The 17,604-nt window shown below is 63.7% G+C and carries 13 protein-coding genes and 1 pseudogene; 4 read left to right on the forward strand and 10 right to left on the reverse strand.

Annotated features, from left to right (window positions below; translation table 11 throughout):
* Positions 1-138: 138 nt before the first annotated feature.
* From zwf to CC117_RS33540, 5 genes are all read right to left on the reverse strand, one after another.
* The gene (zwf, locus tag CC117_RS35755) at positions 139-1,617 is read right to left on the reverse strand and encodes a glucose-6-phosphate dehydrogenase (protein WP_084133170.1); all 1,479 of its coding nucleotides are present in this window, start codon (positions 1,615-1,617) and stop codon (positions 139-141) included.
* 300 nt (positions 1,618-1,917) lie between these two features.
* The gene (locus CC117_RS35760; RefSeq protein ID WP_084133171.1) at positions 1,918-2,877 is read right to left on the reverse strand and encodes a carbohydrate kinase family protein; all 960 of its coding nucleotides are present in this window, start codon (positions 2,875-2,877) and stop codon (positions 1,918-1,920) included.
* 106 nt (positions 2,878-2,983) lie between these two features.
* The gene (locus CC117_RS33530; protein WP_071092386.1) at positions 2,984-3,799 is read right to left on the reverse strand and encodes an ATP-binding cassette domain-containing protein; all 816 of its coding nucleotides are present in this window, start codon (positions 3,797-3,799) and stop codon (positions 2,984-2,986) included.
* A gap of 8 nt (positions 3,800-3,807) precedes the next feature.
* Positions 3,808-4,815: an ABC transporter permease gene (locus CC117_RS33535; RefSeq protein ID WP_071092389.1), complete on the reverse strand. Its 1,008-nt coding sequence runs from the start codon at positions 4,813-4,815 to the stop codon at positions 3,808-3,810.
* Positions 4,816-4,990: 175 nt separating this feature from the next.
* Positions 4,991-5,968 carry a substrate-binding domain-containing protein gene (locus CC117_RS33540; protein WP_198542085.1) on the reverse strand — a complete coding sequence of 326 codons (978 nt, stop codon included), beginning with the start codon at positions 5,966-5,968 and terminating at the stop codon, positions 4,991-4,993.
* Between the two features lie 328 nt (positions 5,969-6,296).
* Here CC117_RS33540 and CC117_RS33545 point away from each other — a divergent pair, with 328 nt between their 5' ends.
* Together CC117_RS33545 and CC117_RS33550 are read left to right on the forward strand one after the other, a co-directional pair.
* Positions 6,297-7,391 carry a LacI family DNA-binding transcriptional regulator gene (locus tag CC117_RS33545; RefSeq protein WP_241830648.1) on the forward strand — a complete coding sequence of 365 codons (1,095 nt, stop codon included), beginning with the start codon at positions 6,297-6,299 and terminating at the stop codon, positions 7,389-7,391.
* A 213-nt stretch (positions 7,392-7,604) separates the two neighbouring features.
* Positions 7,605-8,876, forward strand: a complete 1,272-nt coding sequence (locus tag CC117_RS33550; protein ID WP_084133173.1) for an ABC transporter substrate-binding protein — start codon at positions 7,605-7,607, stop codon at positions 8,874-8,876.
* Between the two features lie 5 nt (positions 8,877-8,881).
* On the opposite strand, the gene CC117_RS39700 is transcribed toward CC117_RS33550, so the two are convergent.
* Positions 8,882-9,145 carry an integrase core domain-containing protein gene (locus CC117_RS39700; RefSeq protein ID WP_241830650.1) on the reverse strand — a complete coding sequence of 88 codons (264 nt, stop codon included), beginning with the start codon at positions 9,143-9,145 and terminating at the stop codon, positions 8,882-8,884.
* Positions 9,146-9,176: 31 nt separating this feature from the next.
* Here CC117_RS39700 and pyk point away from each other — a divergent pair, with 31 nt between their 5' ends.
* Positions 9,177-10,592: a pyruvate kinase gene (gene pyk, locus CC117_RS33555; protein ID WP_084133174.1), complete on the forward strand. Its 1,416-nt coding sequence runs from the start codon at positions 9,177-9,179 to the stop codon at positions 10,590-10,592.
* Between the two features lie 200 nt (positions 10,593-10,792).
* On the opposite strand, the pseudogene CC117_RS40840 reads toward pyk, so the two are convergent.
* From CC117_RS40840 to CC117_RS33565, 4 genes and pseudogenes are all read right to left on the reverse strand, one after another.
* A pseudogene (locus tag CC117_RS40840) lies at positions 10,793-10,900 on the reverse strand (hypothetical protein); the annotation flags it as partial.
* A gap of 12 nt (positions 10,901-10,912) precedes the next feature.
* Positions 10,913-11,161 carry a hypothetical protein gene (locus tag CC117_RS39705; RefSeq protein ID WP_241830651.1) on the reverse strand — a complete coding sequence of 83 codons (249 nt, stop codon included), beginning with the start codon at positions 11,159-11,161 and terminating at the stop codon, positions 10,913-10,915.
* 71 nt (positions 11,162-11,232) lie between these two features.
* Positions 11,233-15,123, reverse strand: a complete 3,891-nt coding sequence (locus CC117_RS33560) for a diguanylate cyclase domain-containing protein (RefSeq protein ID WP_241830652.1) — start codon at positions 15,121-15,123, stop codon at positions 11,233-11,235.
* A 767-nt stretch (positions 15,124-15,890) separates the two neighbouring features.
* The gene (locus tag CC117_RS33565; RefSeq protein WP_407673637.1) at positions 15,891-16,973 is read right to left on the reverse strand and encodes a substrate-binding domain-containing protein; all 1,083 of its coding nucleotides are present in this window, start codon (positions 16,971-16,973) and stop codon (positions 15,891-15,893) included.
* A gap of 395 nt (positions 16,974-17,368) precedes the next feature.
* Here CC117_RS33565 and CC117_RS33570 point away from each other — a divergent pair.
* Positions 17,369-17,604, forward strand: a 236-nt coding sequence (locus CC117_RS33570; RefSeq protein WP_198542087.1) for a transposase domain-containing protein, incomplete at its 3' end; no start/stop codon positions are given.

Raw genomic sequence — 17,604 nt, forward strand, 5'->3', positions numbered from 1 at the left:
ACCCTAGACTGCCCCGGGTCGGGCCCGCCTGGGCTGCTGCCTGGATGCGGGAGAGATAAGCTTCGCGAGTTGCCGCACTGCGAACGGCGATCCGTTCAGTCACCTCAGCGACAATCGGGTGCAGGACAGTGTTCACACTCATTCTGATATCTCCTCATGCCACGTGCGGCCGTCACGTTCGATCAATGCGATTGCTGCAGTAGGTCCACCAGTGCCAGCTGCGTAGCGCCTCGGCGAGTCAATTGACGCCGCCAAAGCGGCCAGGATGGGCTCCACCCATGCCCATGCGGCCTCGACCTCGTCGCGTCGCATGAACAACGTCGGGTTGCCACGAACCACGTCCATGAGTAGCCGTTCGTAGGCATCGGGCAGGCGTGACTTGAAAGTCTCGGCGAAGCTGAGGTTGAGGTGGACCGGACGCAGTCGCACGCCGCCCGGACCCGGTTCTTTGGCCATCAAGTGGAGGCGGACGCCCTCGTCAGGTTGCAGCCGCAACACAAGAGCGTTAGGGGAGATTGCATCCTTGATACCTGGGAAGATTGAATGTGGTACCGGTCGGAATTGAACCACGATCTCCGATGCATGACGATCTAGCCTCTTGCCGGTACGTAGGTAGAAGGGTACGCCGGACCAGCGCCAGTTCTGGACCTCGACCTTCAGCGCCACAAACGTCTCGGTGGTACTCGTGCTCCCATCAACTTCGTCCTGGTAAGAAGGAACTRGAACTCCCTCTACGAGGCCGGCCGTGYACTGTCCTCGGACRACGCACCGTTCCACGTCACCGACTGTCAGCGGTAATAGGGCCTGGAGGATCTTTAGCTTCTCGTCGCGGACTGCCTCGCGGTCAAGTCGGCTGGGTGGTTCCATCGCCACCAGGCAGAGCAGTTGCAGAAGGTGATTCTGTACCATGTCACGTATGGCACCCGAGCCATCGTAATAGTCGCCGCGCCCTCCGACGCCAATTGTTTCTGCGACCGTAATCTGTACATGGTCGATCGCACCAGAACTCCACAGCGGCTCGAGAAGGGAGTTGGCGAACCTTAGCACAAGGAGGTTCTGGACGGTTTCTTTACCGAGATAGTGGTCGATACGAAATATCTGTTCCTCAGCAAAGACTGCACCGACTTCATCGTTAATCCGGCGCGCGGAGACCAGATCATGYCCAAGTGGCTTCTCAAGGACCACCCTGGAGTTGTCGGTCACTAATCCGTTGTTTTGCAAGCCTAGACAGGTTGGCCCGAACAGTTGTGGGGCACAGGCAAGGTAGAAGACGCGCACATGGTCTTTTCCGTCCGCCAGAAGTGTCCGCAGTTCATCCCAGGTGCTGTGCTCTGCCACGTCGACCGTGATGTGGTGCAGGCGTTGGAGGAAGCGAGCTAGGACATCCGGCTCGTGGATTAGATCCGGGACGAATCGGCGCAGTTCAGAATCAACTTTATCGCGGTATCCGGCATCATCGAGTCCGGCCCGGGACACAGCAATGATCCTCGAGTCGGGGGTAAGTTGCCCGTCTCGGTCGCGGTGGAACAGCGCTGGCATCAGTTTGCGCATCGCCAGATCCCCTGTGCCGCCGAAGACTACTATCTCGCAGGGGGCAACCGACATAAGCTGCGGCATGGGTTCTCCTATCGAAATGAACCTGCCGTGCGGGTTGTCGCACTGTGGGTGAGTGAGGTTCTCCATGTCAGTACCTCGTCTGTTGCCGACCGAAAAGTAATCCGGATGCGAACTGTGAGGCGCCGATGCGGCAGCAGTCAATTTCACGCCAGGGACACCGGAAACTAGGTGACTCAAACGAGGATATATTGGGCTCGATCCGACTTCACTTCAGATGTAGGACGAGGCCCTGGATGAGCGGTTGCTAGTTTTTACCGGTTATCGAGCGATACCTGAAGGTATAGGAAACCGATCAGTAAATCATCGCAGGAGATTTCTGATCGCCGGTGTCAGATCTCGATTCCATGGCGGGTCAGCGCCGGGGGCCGCGCAGGTCAGCGCAGCAACGTGGGAGGCAAACATGAGGGCGCTGCGGGCTCCTTGCAGGTCTAGGCGTTCGAGGCGACCGCCGAGATGGCCGTTCTGATGGAGCCAGTGCAGTAGGCCGGCAGAGAAGGCGTCGCCTGCACCGATCGTGTCGACGATCTCGGTGGGCACTGCCGGAACATCGATCAAGGTGCCCCGGAAAGATGCGAGTACACCTGCTTCGCCTCGAGTGACTACGGCGAGTTGTATGCCGGTTTCGTTGAGTTCGCCGATAATCCGTTCGGGAGTGAGCCCAGGAGCTAGGTGTGTGAGGTCGTCCTCACTGATCCGGAAGATATCTGCGAGTCGGTACCATTCCTTCAATCTTGACTGGTAATGTTCTGAGCTCACCAGTGTGGTGCGTACGTTTGGATCGATGGAAATTGTAGCGTGCTCCCGGATGGAGTCCAAGAGCTCTTCGACGATACGACCCCCAGGCTCCATGATCAATCCGAGTGAGCCGGCGTGGATACACGATGCTCCCTGTAGCCGCGCCGGGCTCAGTTCGCCCGGGCGCCACTGCCAGTCGACGGTCCCAGTTGCGTAGAATTCATAGTGCGCTACCGAGTTCGCCAACGACGTGATGGCAAGTGTCGCGGGTTCGTCCGACCATGTGCTCAATGATAGATCGACCGAGGAGTCACTGAGGCGTCGCGTAAACAGCCCACCGAGAATACCGCAGGGCAGCCTGCTAAGGAATCTGGTCGGTGTGCCGAGCCGACCGAGGGCAACTGCCGTGTTTGCGGGGCTTCCCCCCGGGAGAATCTGCCACTGCATCGAACCGTTCGGTGTTTCCGATGGTTGGACAATGGCGTCGGCGACATTCTCTCCGACCACGGCGACGTAACCGGTCACTGGCTTGTCCTCCTTCGGAGGGCTCGGATATGCGGCCATGGCACGACGGCCGGTCCTGTCCAGACTGGCCGCGGCAGGTGTACGGCTAGTTCTCACGGGATCGTGGCTACGCTCCTGCAGGAGCGGGGCCCGCTGTGGATGTTGCGCCGGTCATGATGGCTACCACCTCGGGCATGGTGCACTCCGTCGGTAGTACGACGGCAGCCCGCCGCCCCAGCCGCTGGATGTGGATGCGGTCCGCGACTTCGAAGACATTTGGCATGTTGTGGCTGATGAGGATGACCGGCAGGCCGCGGTCCCGGATGCGCCGGATGAGGTCGAGGACTTGGCCGGTTTCCCGGACACCCAGGGCAGCTGTGGGTTCGTCCATAATGACCAGCCGCTGAGCGAAGGCCGCTGCTCGGGCGACGGCGACTCCTTGGCGTTGACCGCCGGAGAGGTTCTCGACCGGGCTCGTCATCGATCGGAGGCCGATTTTCAGTTTACTCATTTCCTGCTCGGCTTGGTGCTTCATCGCCGGCTTGTCAAGGATCCGCAGGTAGCGGCCCAGTGGTCCTTTGCGTCGGATTTCGCGGCCGAGGAACATGTTGGTCGCGATGTCTAACGCGGGCGCGACCGCGAGATCCTGATAGACGGTTTCTATGCCATACCGGCGGGCGTCGGTGGGGTTATGAAAGCGGACCGGGTCACCGTCGACCAGGATCTGGCCTTCGTCTGGGACGAGAGCGCCGGAAAGCGCCTTGATCAGGCTGGACTTGCCGGCCCCGTTGTCGCCGATGACGGCAAGCACCTCTCCGACGCGAAGATCAAAGTCGCAGCCGTCCAGGCAGGTGACCTGTCCGTATCGCTTCACCAGGCCACGGGCTTCGAGTACAATATCTTTCCGCCCGCTCTCGACGGCTTGCGGCGCAAGATGATCCATAGTACCTCTCATGCTTTCCTCCTGCGAGCGAGTTGGTCAATGGCCACGGCGAGGATGACCAGAATGCCAGTGATGAGCACCTGGTAGATGGATTTGGTGCCGATGAGCTRCAGGCCGTTGCGGACAACGCCGACGATGAGCGCGCCCAGGAGCGTGYCGACCACGCTGCCGCGGCCGCCAAACAGGCTGGTTCCACCGAGCACGACAGCCGTGATGCTGTCCAGGTTGTCGGTCTGCCCTGCGTTGGGATCGCCGACACCGGTACGAGACACCAGCAGCAGGGATGCGATGCCGTAGATAAGGCCGGCGACAGCGTAGACGGTGAGAACGACCCGCCGGGTCCGGATGCCCGTTAGGCGGGCAGCCTCAGGGTTGTCGCCGACGGCGTAGATGTGCCGACCGGCGGAGGTCTGGGTCAGAATGCACCAAGTGATTCCGAACAGGGCGATCATTAGCAAGGAACCGTAGGTGATTTCTGTCTGGCCGACGGTGAACGTCTTTCCAAGATAGGTGAGCGTTGCGGGTAGGTCGGAAATAGTCTCCTCGTTGGAGTAGATATGAGTCAACGCGAAAGCGATATTTAACGTACCGAGTGTGACGATAAATGGTGGCAGCCGAATCGTGGTAACCAAACCGCCGTTGAGGAGCCCAAAGGCGGTACAGGCCAGTAGACCGAGACCGATCGCCAGGAATGGGTTGAGTCCAGCATCGACCGCGAGCGTCGTTATGAGGACGTTACCCAAAGCCATGATGGCGCCGTTGGACAGGTCGATGCCGGCGGTCAGGATGATCAGGGTTTGGCCGATCGCGAGGGTGCCGACCACCATGACCTGCTGGAGAATAAGGGAAAAGTTCCCACCGGTCAGGAACCGGTCGGACTTAATACTGAAGAATAATCCGGCCAGCACCAGGGCGATCACCGGGCCGAGGGTGGTCAGGTCCGGTACATGTTTGGCGAATGAGCCGACGCTGCCACGGAGCTTTATCTCAGCCCCGGCAGCCTTCGTTGATGCCATGACGGATCCTCGTTCTCCAGACGGGACTACAGCAACTCTGAGTCCGGCCGGACGGCGGGTGAGACGTCCCACCGCCCGGCCGGACTGTCCAGTTAGCGTGCCAACTTGCGCCGGGCACGCCGATGAGGCTGTACGCGGCCTCCGCGCGTCATGCCGAGGATTTCGGAGCCATCCATCACCCCCAGCAGTTATCGAGACCGAACTCGACGTTCTCCGAATCAATACCGTCCACTGGCTCGGCGGTGATCAAGGTGACACCGGTGTCCACGTACCCGGACGGCTTTGTGCCGTCAGTGGCGTAGGCAATGACTGCGTCCACACTCTGCTGTGCCATCTTCAGCGGGTACTGCTGTGACGTCGCGGCAATCTTGCCGTCCTTCACTGCCTGGACGCCTGTGCATCCCCCGTCGACGGAGACGATTGTGACGTCGTTCTCCTTGCCGGCGGCAGCTATCGCAGTGTAGGCGCCGAGCGCAGCTGGTTCGTTGATCGTGTAGACGAGGTTGATGCCCGGGTCTTTCTGCAAGCAGGTCTCCATAGCTGCCTGACCCTTGGCCTGGTCACCCTGGGTGTCCTGGCTACACGCCACGCTCGCCGCGCTTACCGGCTCGCTCGCGGTGTCAGCCACCTCTACCGCACCAAAGCCAGACAGGAATCCGTTGTGCCGCAACGTGCCGACCGCGATGCCGGGCGCGAGGTCAAGCATCGCGATCTTTACCGGCTCGCCGCCGGTGAGGCCCTTGGCGTATTCGCCGATCAGGACCCCGGCCTGGAAGTTGTCCGTCGCGAACAGCGCATCCACCGCGCTCTGCGGATCCGTGGGGCTGTCGAGCGCGATGACAARCACACCTTTCTCCCGTGCCTTCGCGATGGCCGGGATGATCGCCTTCGTGTCACTCGGCGTGATCAGGATGCCCCGAGCCCCCGAGGCAACCATGTTCTCGATCGCGGTCACCTGGCTGGCGTTGTCACCGTCAAACTTGCCGGCCGCAGTGAGCAACTTGACGCCCTTGGCCGCAGCCGCCTTCTCCGCGCCTTCCTTCATCTTGACGAAGAACGGGTTGGTATCGGTTTTGGTGATCAGGCCAACGACCACCTGGTCCGTCCCGCCGCTCGCGCTGCCGTCCGACGAACTGCCACAGGCCGACAGCACGAGTGCTGCCGCAGCAGGCAGCACGAAGAGGGATGCGCACCGCCGCCACCCACCACGCACCGGCCGCCGACGCGGCCGCCGGACCGCATCGGCGACGGTCGGCACGCCGCCTAACGGCACCGCGCTCCGAGCCCCATCAGGCCCTGCTGATCGTGGCATTGCTATCTTGTCGGACACGTGACGCCTCCTTGCGACCTGCCCCCATCGCCTACGTTGCTCCGGGGTTGCGCCGGAATGTAGCTCGGGTCACAGTAGGAGCGCAAGCGCTTGCGCGAACGTTTGTCCAACTTCTCGACGGGACGTCCGGTAGGGAGATCGCATGGTCAAGATGGCGGACGTGGCGAAGATCGCGGGCGTCTCCGTGTCCACGGTCTCGCACGTCCTCAACGACACACGGGCGGTGCGGGCCGAAACCCGTGCGGCCGTGCTCGCAGCGATCGAACAGACCGGCTACACACAGAACACGATCGCGCGGGCACTCGTCACGGCCAGTAGCGGRCTGATCGGCCTGTCCATCCCGGTGATCACCAACCCCTACTTCACCGACGTGATCCACGCGATCGAGACGAACGTGTCTGCCACCGGTTACACCCTGATACTCGCCGACTCGCGCGAGGACCCCGAGCATGAGCTCCGGGCCCTCCGGGCGCTCCTTCAACGTCGGATCGACGGGTTGATCATCGTACCGGCCGGCGGTGACAGTCAGCTGGCGTTTGAGCACCTCGCTGYGAGCTCCGTGCCGACGGTACTCATCGACCGGCTGGCGTCAGCCGAGTTCGATCAGGTCGGACCAGACAACGAGGAGCCGAGCGCGCAGCTCGTCGAGCACCTCGCAGAGCTGGGACACGACCGAATCGGCATGATCGCAGGCTTGAACGGTCTCACCACCACCCGCGAGCGACTGGCCGGCTATCGGCGAGGGCTGGACCGACACGGACTGCCTTATGACGAGAAACTAGTTGCCGGCGGCGGTTCCCAGATCGAGGGTGCCAGGGCAGCCGCCCACACCCTGCTAGCACTGCCGAGTCCGCCGACCGCGCTGGTCGTCGCCAACAACCTCATGACGATCGGGACCATGCACGCACTACGGGAGACAGGTCGGCGCGTGCCCGACGACATCGCGCTTACCTGCTTCGACGACTTCGAATGGGCCGACCTCTTCTCGCCCCGGCTGACCACCATGGCCCAGCCACGCGTTGAGTTGGGCAACGTCGCGGTGGAGTTGCTGATGCGACGCCTCGCCGACCCTACGGTACCTCCACGCACGGTACGACTCCCCCCCCCAGTTCATGCACCGCGACTCCTGCGGCTGCACACTCAAACAACGAATGGTGACGGGCCAGGACAAGGGGGTCAGCGGCCCTTCCAGTCCGCCAGCCTGACACAGGCGGGGTCACCTGATATACCGTTCACCCGTCCCTGATTGGCCTATGGATGATCGTGGCGCGAGTACGCCCGCTTCCGGCACCGCYGACTCGGTCGGAGGGAACCTCCGTGTTAAATGCGATGCACCGGCTAAGATTTCCGACTTCCTGCCGATTCTGCCCAGCTCGAGGCACTTTTCCAGGCGCCGGACACCACGCCGTTCAGCACTATGGAACAGGGAGCGCAGGGATGAGCTGCGGTTCACCCAGTCATGCAAGATTCGCCGCAACGAGGTGTCGTGAAGATCTCTAAAAGAAGGCGGCCATTTTTTGTGGTCGCTGCCTTACTTGGCGGTGCGCTAGTGCTCGCCGGTTGTAGTCCAGTCAGCGAGTCAACAACCAGCCAGGCGTGCGATACTCCCGGAATCACCGCTGGCGAGGTCCACCTTGGGCTCTTGATATCCGAGAGTGGCGCGGGAGCATCGATGGCCCAGCCGTTCAGGGCGGGCGTCGACGCCCGTCTGGGCGTGGCGAACGCGGCCGGAGGGGTCCACGGACGCAAGGTTACATACGTGTGGCGAGACGACGAGTCGGYATCGGCGGTCAACCTTGCTTCGGCACGAGATCTCCTCTCCACGGACGAGGTATTTGGAATCGTCGAGGCCAGCGCGGAGGCGTACGGTTCGTCAGCACTTCTACACGACTCTGGGATCCCGGTCGTGGGTATAGCACTGGATCCCACCTGGGCCTCCAACGACAATATGTTTAGCTTTACAAACATGATGGCAAAAAATTCTTCCGTCAGCATCTGGGGCGATTTTGTCGCAGCCCAAGGCGGCCGTCGTGCATTGATATTCAGGCGCACATCCTCTGCGGCTTCGGACATCCTCGCAACGAGAATGTCCGATAGTCTGCAGGCTGCCGGAGTAGCCATTCTTGGAAACGACGAGATCAGCACCCTGACGCTCGTTCCCGCCGTCATCGGCGAGCGGATCAAAGCCACCGCAGCCGACACTGTAGTATTTGCCATGGACGCTGAGAACTCCTATCGGATCGTGGCAGCGGCCCGAGCAGCCGGTGCGGCAATCAGGGTCGCTCTGGTGCMACCGGACGGCTACGACCCCCGAGCGCTCCACGACTRGGGAAGCGACATCGCGGGCACCTACTCCTATCTTCCGATCACACCGTTTGAGGTGAGCACCCCCGTCTACCGCGGGTTCTTCAACGCCATGGCCGCCTATGCGCCTCAGTTGCAGCCACCGAATCAAACCTTCGCAGCGGAGGGCTGGATCGCCGCCGATATGTACCTGCGCGGACTGGCCATGGTGGGGGGCTGCCCGAGCCGCGCAGAGTTCATCAGCAGCCTGCGGTCCGTTCAAGCCTACGACGCTGAGGGGCTGCTGCCCGCGTCGTTGAACATCAGCACGAGCGTTGGCGAGATCATCCGCTGCCTGCACTTCGTGCAGGTCGCGCCCGATGGGACCCATTTCGCGCAGGTAACCCCGACGCCGCTGTGCGGCAGACGGCTAGCCACAGACGACTGAGAGAGTTAGCTGTGCGGGCGACTACTGCTAGTAGGACTTGGTCCCTGTTGGTGGAGTGACCCGTGGGGCCGGTTGTAGTGATCGACGTAGTCGGTGAGGACGGCGATCAGGTGTCGTTCGCTGAGGATGAGGAGGTAGTCGAGGCCTTCGCGGCGGACGGTGCCGACCCARCATTCCGCGAAGGCGTTCGCGACCGGAGTCCGCTTAGTACTGCAATGGAGATAGCCCGCACTATAACATGATCCACTAACAACCTCGGGCCCCGGCACCCGGGTTACGGAATACCCTTAGGATTTGACCGTGCCACGAAGAGCCAAGATAGTTTGCACCCTCGGCCCGGCCACCAACTCGCCCGAGATGGTCCGCGCCCTCGTCGACGCCGGGATGGACATTGCCCGGCTCAACTTTTCGCACGGATCCCACGAACAGCACGCGGCGGCTCACGCTCTCATCCGGGAGGCCGCCGAGGCCGCCGGTCGCAGCGTCGGAACCCTCGCCGACCTGCAGGGTCCCAAGATCCGGCTCGGGAGGTTCGCCGGCGGCGGCGTCACGCTGCTGCCCGGACAGCACTTCACGGTCACCGTCCGTGACATTCTCGGTAACCAGGAGCAGGTCGGCACCACCTACGCCGGGCTGCCCCGCGACGTCTCCGCCGGAGACACCATCCTCGTCGACGACGGTCGGCTGAACCTGCGCATCGACGATGTCGAGGACACCGACGTCCGCACCACGGTCGTGATCGGCGGCAAAGTCAGCGACAACAAGGGCATGAACATCCCGAGCGCGGCCCTGACCGTGCCGGCGCTGTCCGATAAGGATGCCGACGACCTGCGCTTCGCCCTCAAGCTCGGCGTCGACATGATCGCACTGTCGTTCGTCCGGTCCACCGAGGACTACACGGCGGTCCGCACAATCATGGACGAGGTCGGGATCCGTGTCCCGGTCCTCGCGAAGATCGAGAAGCCGCAGGCCGTCGACGAACTCGATGGGATCATCGAGGCCTTCGACGGCCTCATGATCGCCCGCGGCGACCTCGGTGTCGAGCTGCCACTCGAGGACGTCCCCCTCGTCCAGAAACGGGCCGTGAGCCAGGCGCGTGAGCGGGCCAAGCCCGTCATCGTCGCCACCCAGGTCCTCGAGTCGATGGTGAACGCCCCCCGGCCGACCCGGGCTGAGGCCAGCGACTGCGCCAACGCCGTCCTCGACGGCGCCGACGCGATCATGCTCTCGGCCGAGACGAGCGTCGGATCCTACCCGATCGAGTCCGTCGCGACGATGGCGCGGATCATCGAGACCGCCGAGGCCGACCTCGGGCGCATCTCCCCGCTGCGCACGGCGCCCCGCACCCTCGGTGGCGCCATCGCCCAGGCGGCGGTGAGTGTCGGCGAGGCCGTCGGGGCCCGGTACTTGGTCGCCCACACCGTCAGCGGTGACACGGCCCGACGTCTGGTCCGCTACCGCAGCTCCGTCCCGGTGCTCGCGTTCACCCCCATCCTCGGCGTGCGCAACCAGATGGCGCTGTTCTGGGGGGTCGAGACGATCCTCGTCCCGTTCGCGGAGAGCACGGACGAGATGGTCCGCCAGGTTGACACCGCCCTACAGCAGATCGAGCGCTGTCGGCCCGGCGAGCTCGTCGTGGTCGTCGCGGGCACGCCGCCCGGCGTCGCGGGCACGACGAACACGATGYGGGTGCACCGCATCGGAGAGGCCATCTGATCGAAGATCCTGATCGGTGTCCTGGCTCCCACAGCCGGGAGTGTCCGATCAACGGTCGGGTAGCCCGGGGGGATCTCACCCCCGGGCTCCCACAGAGTCGGGTAGGCCGCCGGCGAGGTGCCCACTCTTGTGGGTCCTTTTCCGTCGGCCCCCCCGCCGAACCCGCCGGGCGGCGTTAACCGCAAAGGACCCTCCAGTGGTTATGCCGTGGGTTGCGTGGTAGGCCGGCCGGCGTGGATGGCCTCGCGGCAGGGGCGGCAGGTGACGAGTGTCTTTCTCTGTCGCATGGCCATGAGTCGGACCCAAGCCGGTTTTTCGCGTCATCCTGATCTGTTGAGGTCCGCGAGGTGGTGGACTTCCGCCCTGTCCGTTTCTCCGCAGATCTCGCAGGCGCCCGCGAGGAGCCGGTGGATCAACTCGTTGCCGCGGGCGGTGTTCAGGACGAGCGCCCGGTCTTCGAGGGCTGCTGTATCTTCCTCCGAGTCCCTCCCAACTGTCCTGGGGATATAACAGGGCGCCTCACGGCGCACACCCGGCATGCCCGTTGTTGTGGGTGGCTCGATGGTCATCGTCGCCTGCGGTGAGTATCAGGGGCGCTGGACTGCTGCCCCAGCAATAGTCACGTGGGAAACCAGGCCTCTCAGGGCCGGCCGGTGAAGAGGGCGTAGCGGTCACGTCCCGCCCGTTTGGCCCGATACATGGCGTTGTCGGCATTGTGCAGGGCGGTCTCGGGGTCGTCGATGCCGACGCAGCACAGCGCGATCCCAATAGTGGCGCCTAGGGTGATGGTGGTCCCGGCCAGCGCGATGGGCTGCCGGCTGGTTTCGAGGATGCGCGCCGAGATGGCGCAGACGAGATCATCCTCGGCCTCGTCGAGGAGGACTGCGAACTCATCTCCGCCGAGGCGGCTGACCATGTCCGTCTTTCGGGATGCGGCTCCGATGCGGGCACCGATGACGCGCAGGACGTCGTCGCCGACGGCGTGGCCGAACCTGTCGTTGACGGGCTTGAAGTTGTCCAGGTCGATGAAAAGCACGGCGAATCTCGTTCCGGCCTGCCCGTGTTCGGCCACAGCCGCCAGATGGCGGTCGAACGCGGCCCGGTTGGGCAGGCCTGTGAGAGGGTCGTGGCTGGCCCGATAGGCGAGTTCGGCCTGCATCTGTCGGCGTTCCCCGATCTCATGACAAGTCAGGACGATGCCAGACAGGGCCGGTGTGTGGCGCGGCTCCGAGGCGTGGATATCGAACCACCGATAGCCATCGCACGCGCGTAACCGGATCTCGCGGATCGCGCCCTGCCGTTCACGGTCGCGGGCACTGAGGAACTTCCGGAGGCGGCTGGCGTCCTCGGGATGGCTGAGGTCGGGGAAGACTTTCCCGACCCAGCCCGCCGTGGGCTGGCCGAGTAGACCCGTCGTGTCGGAGCTGGCAAAGGTGATCCGACAGTCAYGATCGGCAACGATGACGATGTCGTGTGCATTGTGTAGCAGCGCGTGCAGCTGGGATTCCTCGCGGCGCAGCGCGTTCTCCCGGCGGGCGTTCGAGACGGCGATGCCGAGGATAGCGATGCCGATGGTGCCGAACAGGCTTACCGCAAGCAGGCCCTGGCCCTCCCGAAGCCCGGCGAACAGGGCTGCGGCGGGCTGCTGGAAGACAAAATACGCACCGTCAAGGGACCAGATCGGCGCGGCGAGCATGATTTCGTTCGAGTCACCGCCGGGGGTTACCCGCTCGGGCCTCCCCATCCGCAGGTCCGTCAAGTCGGCCGGGTTCACCAGCGGCCGGCCGGCCAGGTCGGGGTTTGAGGAGAAGGATGCCCGGCCAGAGCGGTCGACAAGGGCGCTGCCGCCGTCTCGCAGTCCCATACCGCCGAGTGCGGCGAGGAAGAAGCTGGGCAGGGCGTCCCGCGCCGAGCGGCCGAGGGTGAGGACGGCGACCGGGTGCCCGTCCTTGAGTACCGGCGCCAGGGTGTAAAGCCGCGCGGCTCCATCCACTATGACCACCTGGGAGGTGGTCGCCCGCCCAGCCAGCACCGCCTGCCACTGCGGGCTGTCCGTAGCGATCGGCATCGGCGGGGCAGCAGCCGGCTCGGCCGCGATCGTTCGTCCGTCAAGGCTGATCAGCGAAGCCAGGGTGTCCGGTCCGCCATCAGGCGACTGGGCGAACCGTTGCAGGATGGTTCGGTTGTGTGTCAGGTCCGTCGGCGACCAGGACTCGGCGGATGCAGCCAAGACCAATGGCTGCGGGTCCTGCATAACCGACATGTAGTCGGCCATGCGTGCGGTCTGCACGAGACGTTCGTCCATCCGGCGCGCCTCCGCTGCCCGTAGCGCCTGGGAGTTCTGCCACAGACCAAACGACGCGATGCCGAACAAAGTCAGCGCGGCGACAAATAGCGGAACAATACGGCCGAAACGTATCCGGGGAGCGCGTCGTTGAGGGGCGGCGGCCTCGCCACGGTATGTGGAACGGACGGCCTCGGGGCGACGGGGCCACCACCATGGGTGCGCGGTCGGTCGCCTTCGTGCCGCCGAACCGAGYGGTCCTCCCAGTTCCGCGTCCGCCGATCCCGCCGGTTCCACCAGTTGCGCCGGGCTTGYCGAAGTCGCGCTTGCCGATGGCGGCGCACCCGAGTGATTGTCCGCGACATCTGTCGCATCGATGGCGGAAATGGTAGCTGAGGGCCCGCTAAGGTCGCGCGGGCGGGGAGCATCGTCCGCGTCGGCGGCCGTGGACGGGGTGGGCAGCGCGATGGCGACCCGACCCCCGCCATCGCGTTTGGCAGCGTACATCGCCGTGTCCGCGGCGTGGATCAGCTCGTCCGCACGACTACGGCCAGGTCTGCCCATCGCGATGCCCACGCTCGCGCCTACCTGCACGCACTCGTCCTCAAGAGTGATCTTTTCGGCGACGGCTCTGATCACCCGGTCCGCCACCAGACTCGCGGTCGCGAGGTCGCTGTCGCGAAGCAGCATCGCGAACTCGTCACCGCCGAGCCGGCTGGCAAGGTCGCCTTCACGCAACAGCGCCGCCAACCGCGCACCGATGATCGCCAGCACCCGGTCTCCGGCCGCGTGTCCGAACGAGTCGTTGATGGGTTTGAACCCGTCAAGGTCCAGATAAAGGACGGCGCAGCTCAACTCGGTGCCCACAGCGAGCGCACTGGCAAGCCGATCACCGAACCCGGACCGGTTGGCCAGACCCGTCAGCAAGTCGTGGCGTGCCTGATGACCAAGCCGGTCCTGCAGCTTTTTGCGTTCACCGATCTCATGGCAAGTGACTAGCACACCGGCCAGGCCGGCCTGCGGAGGAAAATCGGCGGCTTCCAGGTCGAACCAGCCGATGGCGCCGTCAGCGCCACACAGTCGGACGTCGAGGACCGCACCACCTTCGGTCAGGATTCGGTCGAGGCGGTCTCGGTCGGCCGGGTGGGCGAGCTGCGCCAGCGGTTGACCGAGCCAATTCGAGGCATGGTAGCCGAGCAGCCTTTCGATCGACGGGCTCAGAAAGCTCACCGCACCGTCCGGGCCGACGACGGCGATCAGGTCCCGGGTGTTGCGCAACAGCTCGTCGAGCCGCTCGCCGGCACGGCGGGCGCTCACCTCCCGGCGCAGGCCGAAGACAACCAGTCCCAGCACCGCCACCGCTCCGACAACGATCACGGTCAAGTTCCGGGACCGCTGCTGTTTACGCAGGTCGGAATAGAGCGCGTCGGATCGCTGTTGAAAAAGGTTTGTGTATCCGCTGCTCGCCTGCCGGGCGGCGATGTTCGTCACCTCGTCGGCGCCATGCCCGGACGTCCACACCCGCGCCGGCACCGGCGAAATCCCGCGCAGCGCTGCCGGGTCGATGACGCGCCGGCCAACCAGCGCCGGATCCCAGGAGGATGCCGCGACCCCGGCCGAGTCAACAGTGGTGAGGCCCCCGGGACCGAGCCCGAGCGAACCGAGCTGCTCGTCGAAGCGTTGAGCCAGGGCATCCGTGGCGACGGTAACAAGGGCAGCCCACGGACGTCCATCGCCGACCGGCGCCACTGTCGCCCGACCGACAAGACCATCGATGACGAATACCGGCGACCTCGTGGCCCGCCCAGCAAGCGCAGTCGGCCAGGCATCGCCGAGGACGCCCACCGGAATCGTAGCGCTCACCGGCCGGGACACCAGCGGACGCCCGTTGTGATCCAACAGAGCGACGACGAAGTTAGGGTTACTTGCCGGATTGATCAGAAATGATCTCAACAATTGCGCATTACGCTTCTGATCAGTCAGGGAGAATCCAGCCGCGTCGACGCGAGACTGCTGAAGCTTAGGGTCGACGGTACGCGATGTGTAGGCCGCCGTCTGCTCGACGAGATGAGCCCGGTCACTCAGGCGCTCCCGCTCGGAGGCCGCCAGACTTTCACCGCTTACGGCGAAGGTGATCCCGACAAGAAGAAGAAAGACCGCCAGGCCAATCAGCCGCGGAATGGCTCGCCGAACCCGGCCATACAGGGTACGATCATTAACGTCGGATACGCCGAGCGTGCCCGACATAAAATGATCATCGGATCCATGATCCTTTGGTCTGCGATCTTTAGATCTGCGCCGGACCGGAAAGATCCGAGTGGCTATGACCATCGCCGCCTGCCTGACACATCCGGGACTCTGGACGGGTCGAATAGCCACCCTGCGTGACTACTAACAAGACAAGAACTCCTCCCGACTAAAGGTCCATCCGGCTGACCGAAGCGCGGACCTGCGGTTCACCGACGTTATCAACTGAATGATAGACACGCCCGAGCCTCCCCGGCAACCCGAACGAATAGCGGCAATCTGCTTCAAATTTCATGGCGAAACCCGAATCTCACTCCATCACTTGACAAACCGGATTATAGCTCCACAGGGGCACGATCTCCTCACCCAAGATATTAACCCCCTGACCCCCTTATGCCCGTATCTAGATTTTTAGTATGAATAACCAAGAGTAATTACAGCACCAGGATCACATCCGTCGCACACAGATGATTTCCGCCGCCGGATGGCGTATCTTGTTCGAGCCGATCGAATACATACAGCAAGGATCTACTGTAGTGGCGAAACACTGCCGGTCCAGGAATCCGATCCGTAACCGGGTTTCGCGAAGCGTCGCGATCGAACAGCTCGACCGGCCTCGTCTTCATGCGCGCTGCAGCACCGCTCATTCTTGAGCGAGATTGAGGAACTGTCAGTCCGCAATCTCTGGGCCGCGGGCAGCGCGTAGGCCGTCACGCAGTCGACGACTCAAGCCCAGCCGACGGCGTGGCCCGGCCACTAGTTAGTGATCAGCCCCAGCAATTCGCCAGACCGTACTCGACGTCTTCCGAATGGATTCCAGGCTGCAGATCTTCAGCGATCAGGGTGGTGCCGGTATCGACGTATCCGGACACTTTCGTTCCGTCCTTAACATAGTCGACCACGGCGGCCACTCCCTGCTCAGCCATCTTCAGCGGGTACTGCTGTGAGGTAGCAGCAATCCCGCCGTCCCTGACCGCCCGGACGCCGGCGCATCCGCCGTCGATGGAGACAATCATGACGCTTTCCTTTCCGGCCGCGTCCAGGACAGTCCGCGCGCCAAACGCGGCCGGTTCGTTTACGGCGTACACGAGGTTGATGTCCGGGTCCGTCCGCAAACAATCCGCCATCGCCGTCCGCCCCTTAGCCTGATCACCCTTGGAATCCCGGCTACACACCACACTCGGCGGAGTGGCCTGCTGAGTCTCACTGGCAGTCATATCCAGAGCACCGAAGCCGGCGAGGAAGCCGTTATRTCGCAGCAGACCTCCACCCGTGATAYTCGACGCAACGTCCAGGGTTGCGATCCTGGCCGGCGTGTCGCCCAAAGCTGCCCTGGCGTACCCGCCGATCAGCGTACCGGCCTTGAAGTTGTCGGTGCTAAACAGCGCGTCAACGGCGCTCTCCGGGTCGGTGGGCACGTCCAGGGCGATGACGAGAACACCACGGTCCCGGGCCTGGTCGATCGCCGGGACGATCGCTTTGCTGTCGTTGGGTGTGATGAGAATGCCCCGTGCCCCCGCCGCTACCATGTTCTCGATAGCACTGACCTGACTGACATAGTCGCCGTCGAACCTGCCGGTGGCGGTCAGCAGCTCAACCCCCTGCTCTCGGGCGGCCTGCTGCGCGCCGTCGCGCATTTTCACGAAGAACGGGTTAGTGTAAGCTTTGGTGATCAGCCCAACAGTCGGATTGCCACCGGAGTGCTCCCTGCCATCCGTGACCTGGACCGAGGAACCGCCACACCGGAGTAGGACCAGCGCAGCGGCGAGCAGCAGCGCCAGTGCTGCGACAAGGCGGCGAGGCGATCCAGATATCCGCCCGGACGCCGTCCATCGCCTCAGGTCCGACATGTCGTCAAACCCCCCTTCATGCTGTTCGGCCATCTGCAGGTTCGTACCCACGTCGGGCCACAGCTACCATCGCGGACCGGATGCCCCAAGGCTGGAAATCTGTTGCATGCCGGGAGCGAGGGGGAGCCACTCCCCTGCTGGTGATCAGATGGCCGCGCGTRCTCGGCGAAGGCAGGTGACAGCCGGCCCCTCTGGGTCGGCATCGAGGCCAAGTTCATAGTAGCTACTGGTTCTATAGTGGCTACTGTCAACAAGCGTTGTCAGCTATAGCTCAATGCCGTTTAGCGTAATTTGATCTTGTGGGTGGTGGGGTCGGGTGGGTTGGTTCGGGCTGGTGCGGCGTGGCGTGGTGGCGTGGGTGCCGCTGGGTGGTTTGGTGACGTTTCGTGGGTGGGATGGTGACGCCGGATCAGGTGTCGGTGGGTGTGTTGGTGACGGCGGTGCCGCGGGATGTGGTCGAGGAYGCGGTGGCTGTGGTGGGGGTGGGTGAGCGGCGGCGTGGGGGRAAGCTTCCGCCGCATGTGACGGCGTATCTGACGTTGGGGTTGTGTCTGTTCCCGGACGATGATTATGAAGAGGTCGCGCGGAAGGTGACCGGGTCGTTGGACCGGTTCGGGTGTTGGGACGCGGG

Source organism: Parafrankia colletiae (genome assembly GCF_001854655.1).
Classification (GTDB): Bacteria; Actinomycetota; Actinomycetes; order Frankiales; family Frankiaceae; genus Parafrankia; species Parafrankia colletiae.

Bases quoted from the DNA above. Each gene is read 5' to 3' on its own strand.
- CC117_RS39705 (WP_241830651.1), bottom strand. From the start codon at position 11,161: ATGACCATCGAGCCACCCACAACAACGGGCATGCCGGGTGTGCGCCGT.
- CC117_RS33530 (WP_071092386.1), bottom strand. From the start codon at position 3,799: ATGGATCATCTTGCGCCGCAAGCCGTCGAGAGCGGGCGGAAAGATATT.